Below are 12705 nucleotides of genomic sequence, written 5' to 3'. Positions count from 1 at the left end.
CCGCCCGCTCGCACCTCGGGCAGCTACTCTTCGGGGCCAAGACCTCGCAGAACAGGTGTGTGCGATCCTCGCCGTCGAGAGCGGCATCGGTGATCGTCACCCCGAGTTCGATCGTGCGGCAAATCGTGTCGGCAATGGCGCTACGCTGCAACGAGGGTCCTGTCGGTGTGAGTGATGAGGTGTAGGGGCTTTCATCTTCACACCACAGGACCCGCCCGCATCCCCGGCTCGCCGCCGCCGAACCCGACCTACATCTTGTGCCCGGTAGAACCCGTTCTACGCACCGTCAATCAGGAAGAGCCGTTTTAGTGGCCAGTCGAGAGAACGACGTCGACCTCAAGGATCGCGTTGGCAGATTGATGCAGTTCCTCCGGGAGATGGTGAAGGCCCGGACACGACCGGTGCTGAGGGTTGAGGACCACGAGGAGCACCACTGGCTTTTCCCTGGTAGCACGCCCTACCAGGTCGAACGTGCAGCAACGGCCGGCGATGTGGTTGTTCGTGCACCGCGAGTGCATCTCGAAGAGCCTCCCGAGCTGCCTCAGACGCTTCTGACCTGGGTTGACGATCCAGGAGCTGTCGGCAGCAGCGCTACCGCCGGCCCTCAATTCCGAGAGTCCAGTCCAAATAGTTCGGCGTCTGAATCCGAGATTGCTGAAGCTCGCGCCGCGTACCAGCGCTGGTACCACGAATGGTCAATGTGGGCCCAGACGGATCGGCAGCGTCGACCTCACCATGAGCTTTACCAAGCACTGACCGACATGATGCATGAGCTCACGGCGAGGCCTGAGTCGGTGGAGCTCGTCGTCGCATCAGGACTTCTGTCCCTCCCGTCGAAGCTCGCGGACGGGTCGCGTGTGAATACCCATCTCGTCACGCAGGCAGCGACCATCGAGCGGGACGAAACCACAGGTGACCTCTTGGTGAGGTTCGTCGAGCTCTCGTCCTGTCGACTGGAAGATAGCGAGCTCCTCACCGGGTTCGAGATCTTCGACCAATCGGGGAGCCGGACACTCCTTACGCAGCTCAGGGAGTCGAGCTCACCCCTTGACGAGTCGATCCAGGTGTTCCTCAAGACATGGGCGGCTCGTGCGCTCGGTCTGGAAATCCCGGTCACCGACGAGCTCGAACCTCCTACGACCACCGGTGAGGTCTCGCTCGCCCTCGCCCCTGCGCTGGTCTTGCGGAAGCGTGGCGCGTTTGCGCTGGTCGAGTACTACAACCAGATGATCAGCCAGGCCGAAGAGGTGTCTGCGAAGACGCCGCTCGGACTAGCGCAGCTCGTGACCGCGATCGAGGCTGATGAGCGCGTCGCGTGGCTTGAGTCCACCGGGGCTACCGCGCCGAGCGAGCTTGCCGAGGACCCTCTGTTTCCGCTGCCCGCCAACGCCGAACAGTCGAAGATCATTGAGCGACTCGGCGGCGACAGTGGCGTCGTCGTGGAAGGCCCACCCGGTACTGGTAAGACGCACACAATCGCGAACCTGATGTCCGCGCTCCTTGCGCGGGGACAACGAGTGCTGGTGACGAGTGAGAAGTCACAGGCGCTGCAAGTGCTCCGCGACAAACTGCCGGCGGACATGCAGGAACTGTGCGTGTCCATCACGGACCTGGCCCGTGGTGGTTCGCAGGAACTCAATCGAAGCGTTGCGACGATCGCTGAGCGTAAGACCTCGTTCATCCCCGAGGCGTCCGAACGGACGATCGCCGACCTCACCGACAAGCGCGAGCAAGCGCTGGCACGTCGATCGACAGTCCTCGAGTCGATCCGAGCGCTGCGGGAATCCGAGACATACCTGCATCCCGAAGTCGCTCCGGGATACCGCGGGACGCTGGCCGCCATCGTGCGACGGTTGGAGGAGCAGCGGGAGAAGCATGCGTGGCTTCCCGGCCCGTTGTACGCCGCGGAACCGCCTCTTGCCCCCGGAGAGTTCCGGGAACTGGTCCGTCTCCTCGAGCTGCAGACGCCCGAGCATGGGACCCGTGCAGAGCAGATGCTGCCGGCACTGGACAGCCTGCTGCCGAGTGCTGATCGCATGACCAACCTCTTCGACGCGGTCCACCGCCCGCCGCTGGATCTTCCAGCTCAGACTCAAGATCTTGTCGACATCATCGAGAGTGTCGATAGCGGAACCGCCGAGCAGGTCCTGCTCCAGTGCGGCACGCTCAGGGAAGCGGTCGACATCGTCCGTGCGCTGCCTCCGGACTACCAGCAGCTCGCAAACCGCGTGCTCGCAAGTGAGATTGACCATCTGTGGGCGCGGGTTCCGGAACTCGACACCCTCGTCGAGGGCGCCACCCGGTGCGACCGAGCCGTTGGTAGCGTTGCGGTCGATGCACCCGGCGTGTCACGTAGGGCCCTCCAGACGGTAGAGGCATGGTTCGCCCGCTTGCAGGATGGTGCCGAGTGGAAGGGAAGATTCCGTCGTTCCGCCGAGCAGAAGGCGTATGACGAACTCGAACTTGAGCTGATTGTCGACGGCGATCCGGTGCGTCGAGCCGAAGAGCTCGAGATCGTCGTCGCACACCTCAAAGGACTTGACGCCGTCGAGTCCGCACGGCGAATCCTTGCAGACCTCGGCGTCCACCTCGCCGCCGACTCCTCGCGTACGGCGCAGGTGAACAACCTCGTCATCCTGCGTCGTCACCTCGGGTCGATCGAACGCTTGGTGGCAAGCTGCCGCGCGCTCACCGACACCCTCTATCAGAACACTCGGCGGCATCTGTCCGTCCGCAGCATCGACGACGCCGACACACTGTCTCAAGCGGCATCAGCAATCACACTCGAGCTGCAGCGAAGAACTGCCCGCCAAGAACTGACTGCCATCGCCGATGTGCTTGGCAACGCATTCGGGCCGGCGCCAGCGCCTGAAGCTCGCGAGCTCACCGAGAGCGTTCGAGCAGCATCCGCTCATCAGTTCAGTCAAGCGGTGAGCGCGTATTTGCGTGCGCAGCAACAACAGCGCGAACACAACGAGTGCCAGGCTCTTGTGCAGCGTGTGCGAACGGCAGCCCCGTTGTTACTCGATGAACTCCAGTGTCACCTCTCTGACCCGGGCTTGAGTGTTCGCCTCGACACCATTGATGAAGCGTGGCACTGGCGTCGCGTGTTCGAGTGGGTTCAGGAACAGCGGACTCCCGGCCGGGAGGCGCAGCTCAGCAGTGAACTCGACGCCACAACATCTGATATCAGCTCTCTGACAGCGCGATTGGCGGCAGAACGGGCGTGGAAGAGCGCTCTCGAGCGCATGAGCGCCACCGAGGTTACGGCGCTTCAGGCCTACCGCGATCACATTCGCAGCATCGGAAAGGGAACCGGCAAGCACGCTGAGAGGTTCCGGCAGGCGGCCCGCATGGCGATGCAGGAGGCGCAAAGCGCTGTGCCGGCGTGGGTCATGCCTACGCAACAGGTGCTCGCGTCGATCCCGCCCAAGCCAGGCGCCTTCGACGTCGTCATCGTGGACGAAGCCAGCCAGGTCGACATCACGAATCTCTACCTTCTGTGGCTCGCACCGCGAGTGATCGTCGTTGGCGACGACAAGCAGTGCACGCCAAGCGAAGTTGCTCTCGGTGGCCTCGACGACGTGTTCACGCGCCTGGACAACTACCTTGGCGACCTTCCCGACCACGTCCGAAATACGTTCACGCCACGGTCGAGTCTCTTCTCGCTCCTGCGGTCACGCTTTGGCCAAGTCGTCCGTCTCCGGGAGCACTTTCGGTCGATGCCGGAGATCATCAGCTGGTCAAGCAACCAGTTCTATCGGGACGCTCCGCTGGTGCCGGTCCGTCAGTTCGGTTCAGACCGCCTGCCACCGCTCCGGAGTACGTACGTCTCCGGCGCGGCAGTTGCCGGCAAAAACGCCACACTCGTCAACAAGGCCGAGGCGTTGGCCATAGCCGACCAGGTGCGTTCCTGCCTCGATGACCCGCAGTACGACGGGAAGACGATGGGAGTCGTCGTCCTGCAAGGGCAGGCACAGGTTACTGCGATCCAGAACGCTTTGCGCGGACACGTTTCGGAAGATGAGTGGGAAGAGCGTCGCTTCCGTGTCGGAACTCCGCCAGACTTCCAGGGCGATGAGCGGGATGTAATCTTCATGTCCCTAGTCGTGGCGCCGGAGCAGAGATTTGTGCCACTTACTCGCACCGAATTCGAACAGCGATTCAACGTTGGTGCTTCGCGGGCGAAAGACCAGATGTGGCTGTTCCATTCCGTAACGGTGGATCGATTGAGTTCAACGGATCTTCGTAGGTCACTTCTTGAGCACATGACCTCGCGGCCACCAGCAACAACGGCACCAGTACCAGAGAACGTGTCGAACGACGTGCGAGATCCGCGTTTCGACAGTCTCTTTGAACAGCGAGTGTTCAACGAGATCGTCGCTAGGGGATACCACGTCAATCCGCAGATCCCGGTGAACAACCGTCGAATCGACCTCGTCGTCACCGGCAGTGCGTCGCGTTTGGCAGTCGAGTGTGACGGGGACGCGTTCCACACGACACCCGAACAGCTTCGGGAAGATCTCGAGCGTGAGATCGAGCTTCGACGTTGCGGGTGGACTTTCTGGCGAGTGCGTGAATCCGAGTTCTACGCAGACCGCATCGAAGCCATGTCGTCGCTCTGGACCGAACTCGACCGACTGGGAATCGAACCCGGCCTGAAGCATTCGCACAGTCCGTCAACGGTCTCGACCGTCGTCGGCGGCGGCGCCGATGGGCTAGACAGTCCCACGGATGATGGACCGCCGGTGCCTCCCATTGAGAACCCCGGTGACGAGCCGGATGACGGGGCACTATCCGACACCACCCCCGTCGAAACAATCGTAGAAAAGACGTCGCTGCCGATTGAGCAGAACTCTGCGGTGACAACCGTCGAACAGAGGTTGCCGTCCGAGGCTGACTACATTCGGATCTCGGACGAAAGTCTCCGGGACGCGATTGTTGCCGGTGCGCCACACTATCGATCGATGAAATCGAGGGAACTCGCGGCGCAGTTCCAGGTTCCTGAACCGCAGGTTGAACGGGTACTACGCGACCTTTTCGCCGAGAGCGCTAAGCGCCGGCACGATGAGTCCGACTACAAGCTGGGCGTGAACGCTCGAGACGACTTATTGCGTCGCGCTGCATCCGAGACCGAGAGCGAGAGCCCGACGCCCGCCACGTCCTCAGCGCAAGGGACACTTCGGAACGTGTTGGTGGCGGCCGCGTGGCCGAGCGTTCCACTGACGATCGACCGTGCGTGCCACATCTCGAAACTCGACGAGAGCGCTACGCGCGACGTGCTGGATGCGTTGGTCGAGGACGGCGAGCTGGATGAGATGACCAAAGCCGGCACGATGCTGTGGGTCCGCTCGAGGGGGTCGAAAGCTTGAAACCGCTGCGCGCCTGGCAAAAAGAGGCGCTCGACGAATGGCGCAAGCATGGGCGACGGGCAGTCATCGAAGCTGTTACCGGGTCAGGAAAGACTGAAGTCGGAATCGCCGCCACCCTAGAGGCCGTGGCCGAGGGGCGCCGGGTCCTCGTCGTCGTGCCATCGCGAGATTTGCTCCGCCAATGGCACGAACGGCTCGTGGGCGCAAGCGGCGCCTTGCGAGTGGGGCGACGCGGCGATGCCAATCAGGACTCGTTCCGTCAATTCGATGTGATCGTGTCCACCGTGCAGTCGGCCGTAATGCCTGCTGCCGAAAAGCCGCCGGCGGGGTCGCTTATCGTCGCCGACGAGGTACACCGTTACGCCGCGGACTCTTTCGCGAAAGTCCTCTCGACGAGTTCGTTCGATCACCGCCTTGGTTTGACTGCGACGTTGGAACGCTCGGACGACGGCATCGACCGAGTGTTGCTGCCGTTCTTTGAGAACGTGATCTCCGGTTGTACCTACCAGCGTGGGTACAAGGACGGCATCCTCGCACCAGTAAACGTGGCTCTCGTGCCCGTACCGTTCTCGCCACGTGAGAGGGCACGCTACGACAACCTAGACGAGATTGCCCGCGGTGAGCGAACCAACCTGATCGGCAGATTCGGCTGCCGCGCAGAGCCGTTCGGATCGTTTCTGCAGGACGTTCAAATGTTGGCGAAGGACGACTTTAGCGGCGACGCCTCCGTCAGATCCGCTCGGCGATACCTCAAAGCATTTTCCGACCGCCGTGACCTTCTCGCCTCGATCTCCGGCAAAGAGGAGGCACTCGCCGAGATCGCGCCTTTACTCGAACGGTCGAGTAGGGCGCTAGTTTTCGCTGAGACCATGTCGGCCTCCGCTTCTGCAGCCGAAACTCTCTTAAAAGTTGGAATCGCAGCGGCGCCATACACGAGCGACCTCACCCGGAATGAGCGAATCGCGCTCCTTCGTCGCTTCAAGCACGGAAGCCTCACGGCTTTGGCCGCTCCCCGTGTTCTCGACGAAGGTATCGACGTCCCTGAAGCGGACGTTGCGATCGTCCTCGCTGCGAGTCGCACTCGGCGTCAGATGATCCAACGAATGGGTCGAGTGCTCCGACCAAAGGCCGACGGACGCGCCGCGGTGTTCGTCATTCTCTACGCCGAGGGCAGCTCCGAAGACCCGAAGAACGGTGCACACGGGACCTTCCTCGAGCAGCTCACCGAGATCGCGCAAAACCTCGAAACTGTGGAGGTCCACAGCGTCCCAGCAGTGGTGAAGGAGTGGCTACCCGAAGTGAAAGACCACGAGGGCCAGGCGCTCACCGAGAACGACCGAGAACTCGCTGAGACTGCAACGGCCACGGTTGCGCAGAGCGCAGCCATCATTCAGCGAGCTAGTGCGCACATTCGAAGCGTCGTCACGAGTGCGGTGCGGTTCAATCGATGTGAAAGCGTCGACGAGATCCTGCGGGCGATCGTCGATTTGGGCCCTGATGAAGCTGAGATTCTGATTCGGCGGTTCGGTCTCGATGGGGAGGAGCCACTCGACAACAGCAGCATCGCGGCTCAGCTCGACCGAACCTACGACGAGGTTGTGCAGCTAGGCGACGACGCGCTGGGGAGGATCCAGCTACCTGGGGTCTCATCCAGGGTGTCGGATGACGGCTCGGCAGCCACCCGCGCGGAGCATATAGAGGGGCAAAACCAAACATCAGTCAGGGAACCTGAACTAGGCCAGAGGCATGATCCACCACTAGTCGAACATCCGAGCCACCGCGCAGGTGACAACTCAGCGCACGTCGACGTTAAGAAGGGACCGCAGAAGCCGTTCGGCACTCGAAGAATTCAGCTTCCAACTAAGACGTCCGACCGCCCCCGAAACCGGGGAACAGGCAACAGGGTTGCCATCTACATGGAGTGCGAGGGCGGGTTCGTCCCTGGGGCAGTGCTCGACACCAGCGACTGGAGCGTCGTTCTGGACTACGCGATTGTCGGCCGCCGCAAGTTCGAGGGCCCCGATGAGGCAGCTCTCGCGCAACTCCGCTTTTATGGGGATTCCGAGCGATCGACCGTCGACGGTTGGTCGCTGTGGAAGGTGAAGAAGTCCGGTCAGCCGATCGCGAGCCTCAGGACGATGCCCACAGAAGTTCAGGCGTAAGCCAGCGGAAGGTCACTGCCGACCTTGTCGACGGTGACCTGACGTGGATGCGGTTATACCGCGTAGGGGCTAGGCGTTACGCGCGGTTGTGTTCATCGAAGTTCAGACGCCGTCGAAGTTCTCCGGACAGCGGCGTGAGCAGCCGATACTTGACTGTCATCGGCTGCGAACCCTCTCGCCCCAGTGGAATTACGCGACCAAGGTATGTGAACGGGTCGCTCGGCTTGCGACGCATCCACAGCTCGATAGATTTTCCGGTGGCTGGAGCCCTAAGAATTTCTCGGCCCTTCTTACCTTCGGGTTTGGTCGAGTTCTGCGAACTCCATACGAACAGATCCGGACCCTCGAAGTGCTCGACGTATTGGATGCTGTCCGAACGCTTCTCAAGGGTCACGAACAGAACGGCGTGTCGCGCGAGCGATACATGTCCGGACCGCCAGTTGCCGGGATTGTAGGTTTCCCCGTAGAGCTCCGGTACGTCAAAGCTCTTGAGTTGGTCGCCGATTCGATCTGCTAGAGGATTGATGTCACTCTCGGAGAGTTCGGTCACGAGACGTGCCGCTTGCAGTACGTCTGCTCCGGTGGTGATGTGTCTCGATCCGTCCGCCGACTCCAGCACGAGGTTGCTGTCGATCTTCCTGACCGTCGCCAGCTGCCGTTTCGACTGACCTCCATGTTCAACCTCGGCGAGTATCGTTTCGCCGATGAGTTCCGTCGGAGACGCGGCCGAACCCCCCTCGAACAGAAGTGGTTCGCCAGCGAGAACTCCGCCGCTCGGATCTAGCGCTCCCGCATCAGCAAAGCAGACGAACTGGTTGCCTGACGAGAGGTCGATATCCGTGCGCTCGCGCACAGCGATGCTGGAGCGGATTGTGCCTTGTGACCCCGAAGCCGGGCCAGCTCCGATCGCGGTAGTAAAGCTGCCGAACAACGGAAGCTCCACGCGGCCACCGTCATCAGCACGATTTTCCCGGAGCGTGAGCTGACCGTCCTCTTGTACAAGTTCGACTGTATGTACGTGCCCGGGATACCCGGCGGTCGGGCCGAACCAACGTTTGAGCAATCGGGGTGCGAAATCTTCGTTTCCGCCTGCGCGGATGGCGTCGATTGCGACAGAGGAGAAGACGGCTTCATAGGTGGCACCCTCGGCCACCAACTTCACGTCGCCGGCCGGAAGGTCGGCGTACTGTCGTCGATCAAGTAGTACCGACGGGAGGCCGTCGACGAGTGCCACCCGACAGGGCCATCGGCGTTTGGTACCTGCGTCCTGCTTAAGGAGATACTTGGCGAGGCGATACTCGATGAGTTCGGCCGCCATACTCTCGAAGACGTCCCGGTGATCGGGTGCGATGTTGAAGTTTGGGATTAAGCGTTCCGCGTCCAGACGGAACAAGTGGTCCCGGCGCGACGACGAGCCGTCCGCGCCGGTCAACCGAGAAAGAGGCCAGCTGAGCCAGTACGACCTCCACTCCTGCTCGGGTGCTTGCTGAAGGTCGGGGAACTGGGACTGAGGCACTTCGCGTGCGAGACGTGGGTCCGCTAACAGCAGCTGCCGTGATGTCGACGCATTGTTCGCCACTGAGTCCCCAGTACAGAATCGCCCGTCGTGCAACAGCGCCCGCATCGCGATCAGCTTGTAGCACTTCGTGATGTCCTCGACCTGGATTGCTCGGAGCACGTCGGCGTGGGAAGAGTAGACGGCTTCCTGTCGGGGTCCGAGGAGTCCCAACGTATTCAAGAAGCCAAACCAACCACCGTGCCTTGATGAGACGGTCGCTGGGTCGTGTCCTGCTCGGAAGGTCTGTGCCGCTGTCGGTCGAAGTCCTTCATCCTCCTGATACGAACGGCAGTATTCCTCGACAGCGTCGGATGCTGTCGTGCGGGTCAATGACTTAAGCATGTCGACCACGACGAGCTCATAGTCAACCGAACAACCAGGGGGGAGGTCGAAGTCGCCGTCCTCCATGGCTCGGAGGACCTGCAGCGTTGTTGGCGCGGTGCGTTTCGCGAGAGAAAGAATGGTTCTTGGTTTCAACAGGAACGAACGATGGTTGCCGATGAAGTCGATGACAGTCAGCGCGTCCTTGCCCTCCGAGATCCGGAGTCCACGTCCAAGTTGCTGCAGGAAGATGATGGATGACTCTGTCGGGCGAAGCATCAGGACGGTGTCGATGGTAGGCACGTCCAGGCCCTCGTTGAAAAGGTCAACTGCGAACACCACTTCGAGCTCACCGTCCCGCAGAGCGTCGATCGTCTCGTTACGGGGCGCGCTGGAGGGACCACTGTGAACGGATGCACAGCGGACACCACGATCAGCAAAGAAGTCAGCCATGAAGTCGGCGTGATGCTTCGACGCACAGAATGCGAGCGTGCGCTGCCCCTTCCGTGATCGCCACTCGTCGAGCGCTGCTTGAGCGCGATCCTGGGTAGCAAATGCCGCTTCAAGCGCCTCGGGGTCGAACCGTCCGTTGCGCCATGGGATTGGCTCGAAATCCACCGGGTCCGGGACTCCCCAGTAATGGAAGGGGACTAGCTCGAACCTTCGAATTCCGTCTACGAGGTCGCAGTCGTACACGTGGTTATCTGCGCACAGCGCCAATAGGTCTGCGCCGTCCATCCGGTCGGGCGTGGCGGTGAGACCTAGCAGAAACTGGGGGGTGAAGTGGTCAAGCACGGCACGGTAGGTAGTGGCTGCCGCATGGTGGAACTCATCGACGACGATGTAGTCGAATTCCTCTGAGTCGAACAGCGCGAGATTGCGCGACAGAGTCTGTACCGAGGCGAAAACGACGTCAGCCCGATAGTCGTCGTGTCCACTGAAATACAGTCCCATGCTGGCCGTAGGCATCAGGCGTCTGAACACGTCCCGACTTTGGATGAGGATCTCCTCGCGGTGCGCGAGGAACAGCACCCTTGGTGCGCCGAAGCGGGCAACATCAAAGGCGGCGAGCCAGGTCTTCCCCAACCCCGTAGCGAGGGTGACCATTCCGGCCCTAAACCCTTCGTCGCGGGTACGCGCGAGTGCTTCTAGGGCTTCTAGTTGAATCGGTCGGGGAGACGGCACCGGTTCCGGTGAATCTACAACTTCGATGACGGCCGGAACGTGCTGTGGCGCAGGTCGGTAGTCGGCGATCAACTGATTCGTCAGCGGGATACTGCGGTGATCCGACCATAGGTCCTCGAAGCCGCGCTTGAGATCCTCGATTGACCCGACGTGCAGGCTCCACTCGATCCCGCCGCTAAGGCCGGAGCGACTCAAATTGCTGCTCCCCACAAATGCTGCCTCGCCACCGCCTGCAGCGGACGAGTAGAAGAGATACGCCTCGGGTGGAAGCTCGTTTCACTATCTTGAAAGACTTTGACCGCCAGCTGGCCTGGGTAGTCATCGGCCAGGTCATGCAGCCTGGCCAAGGCGAGAGGCTCGGTGAGGCCTAAGTAGTCGGTCGTCAGAATTCGGACAACCGCGCTCCGGTCCAACGCATCACCGAGTGCACCAGTGAGTAGACCAAGCCCAGACATCTTAATGAAGCTGACCACGATGTCGATGCGGTCCAGGGAGGAGTTGCGGAGGTGGGCGACTAACTGTACTGCCCAGGGACGTTGGTCAAGCGGCTGAAGGGAACGTTCCGGCCGATGGCGGAGTGTTGCCGGTGGTGATTGTAGGTGTGCAACCATCCTGGCAACGCTGCGCGTCGGGCTTGTTCGGACTGAACCGTCCTGGGTCGGATGGAGACCTGGTTTAGGCCACCTCCGCTTCGGAGGCGACGGTCTCACGGTAGCGCGTCTCGTACTCGACCGGCGGGCAGTAGCCGATTGCCGAGTGCAACCGTTCGGTGTTGTACCAATGCACCCATGCGGCGGTTTCGCGTTCGACCTCGGCTCGTCCGGTCCAGGATCGCTGGCGGTCGATGAGTTCGCTCTTGTACAACCCGATCGTCGATTCCATCAACGCATTGTCCAGGGCATCGCCAACTGAGCCGATCGAGCCGGCCAGGCCGGAGTCGCGTAGCGCCTCGGTGAACGCGAACGAGGTGTATTGACTTCCCGCATCGCTGTGATGAATCAAACCTGTTGCAGTAAAGGAGAAGTCGGTCCTTCTTCGGGTGAACAGGGCCTGCTCGAGAGCGCTGGTCACCAGCGGTGTCGTCTTGCTCGTCATCACCCGCCAACCCAGGATCCGTCGCGAGTACACATCGACCAGAAACGCTGTGTAGACGAATCCCGACAGCGTCCAGCAGTAGGTGAAATCCGCCACCCACCACTGGTCCGGACGCGACGGCAGCGACCACTGCCGATCCACTAAATCAGGATGGCGCGGCGCGCGATCATCACGCTGGGTCGTGCTTGTGCGGTGCTTGCCGCGCACGACTCCGGTGATGCCGCAGATCTCCATCAGCCGGCCTACCTGATCGCGGCCCATCACCCGGCCCTCACGGCGCATCGTGTGCCACAGTTTACGAACGCCGTACACGCCGCGATTACGCTGAAACGCCTGGTAGACGGTATGGGCGTCGTACGCCTCGGCCATTTGTGTTGCCGAGACCGGACCCGCGTGTTTGCGGGCGTAGTAGGTGGATGGGGCGATCTGCACGCCGTGCTCGGTCAGCACTCGGCAGATCGGGGCGACCCCAAACCGGCCCTTGTGAGCGTCGATGTAGTCGACGATCACCGCAGTCGGCGGTCGACCTCCGCCGCTGCGAAAAACGCCGACGCGGTCTTCAAAATCTCGTTTGCCCTGCGTAATTCGGCGTTCTCCTTGCGAAGCGCAGCCAGTTCGGCGTCCTGTTCGCCCACCGTCGTCGTTCCCCGTGTGGTGACAATCGGCTTATCCTTCTCGATCCAGTTGCGCAACGTTGCCTGGTTGATGTCGAGCAGCGCGCCTACATGCTCGCGGGCGGCGAGTTTCGCGCCGCCGTGCTCGGCGAGGTGGTCGTGATACATCCTCACAGCCCGCTCGCGGGTCTCTGGATCGAACTTCCTTGGTTCAGCCATACCGGCATTCTCCTGGTGAGATCACGGTCTCCACCAGACCCAGGACGGTTCAGACCGGTAGTGCCGGGCGAAAGCCCATTCGGCGGCCATGGTCCGGTGGAACCGTTCGATCTTGCCGTTGGTTTGCGGCCGGTAGGGGCGTGTGTACTTCGCCGTGACTCCGAGCTCGGTGCAGGTGC

4 protein-coding genes, 3 pseudogenes and 1 other annotated feature are annotated in these 12705 nt (G+C 61.7%); of the genes and pseudogenes, 2 read left to right on the top strand and 5 right to left on the bottom strand.

Annotation, left to right across the window (positions count from 1 at the left end; genetic code table 11):
- Positions 1–151: pseudogene (locus tag BJF87_RS26905) on the bottom strand (ISL3 family transposase); the annotation flags it as partial.
- A gap of 157 nt (positions 152–308) precedes the next feature.
- Between BJF87_RS26905 and BJF87_RS18365 the strand changes: the two are divergent.
- Both BJF87_RS18365 and BJF87_RS18360 read left to right on the top strand, forming a co-directional pair.
- Positions 309–5372, top strand: coding sequence for an AAA domain-containing protein (locus BJF87_RS18365; RefSeq protein WP_262339050.1), 5064 nt, complete (start codon positions 309–311; stop codon positions 5370–5372).
- Positions 5369–7534 (top strand): DEAD/DEAH box helicase, encoded by a 2166-nt coding sequence (locus BJF87_RS18360; RefSeq protein WP_262339049.1) that lies wholly within the window; start codon positions 5369–5371, stop codon positions 7532–7534. Before BJF87_RS18365 ends, BJF87_RS18360 begins: the two co-directional genes overlap by 4 nt.
- A gap of 76 nt (positions 7535–7610) precedes the next feature.
- Here the strand turns inward: BJF87_RS18360 and BJF87_RS18355 are convergent, their stop codons facing one another.
- From BJF87_RS18355 to BJF87_RS18340, 4 genes and pseudogenes are all read right to left on the bottom strand, one after another.
- The gene (locus tag BJF87_RS18355; RefSeq protein WP_262339048.1) at positions 7611–10793 is read right to left on the bottom strand and encodes a DUF3427 domain-containing protein; all 3183 of its coding nucleotides are present in this window, start codon (positions 10791–10793) and stop codon (positions 7611–7613) included.
- 319 nt (positions 10794–11112) lie between these two features.
- Positions 11113–11220, bottom strand: a pseudogene (locus tag BJF87_RS25920) (IS481 family transposase); the annotation flags it as partial.
- Positions 11221–11273: 53 nt separating this feature from the next.
- Positions 11274–12526, bottom strand: a protein-coding gene (locus tag BJF87_RS18350; protein WP_139319551.1) for an IS3 family transposase whose coding sequence is annotated in 2 segments (ribosomal slippage) — positions 11274–12232 and positions 12232–12526 — 1254 coding nt in all. Because the reading frame shifts where the segments join, the coding sequence is not laid out codon by codon here.
- Positions 12111–12242, bottom strand: a sequence feature (AL1L pseudoknot). (Overlaps the previous gene by 132 nt.)
- A gap of 48 nt (positions 12527–12574) precedes the next feature.
- Positions 12575–12705, bottom strand: a pseudogene (locus tag BJF87_RS18340) (integrase core domain-containing protein); the annotation flags it as partial.

It is taken from the genome of Gordonia sp. CNJ-863, from assembly GCF_001942325.1.
Lineage (GTDB): Bacteria > Actinomycetota > Actinomycetes > Mycobacteriales > Mycobacteriaceae > Gordonia > Gordonia alkanivorans.
Note: the sequence above shows the minus strand (reverse complement) of the source record. Positions and strands in the feature narration are given on the sequence as shown.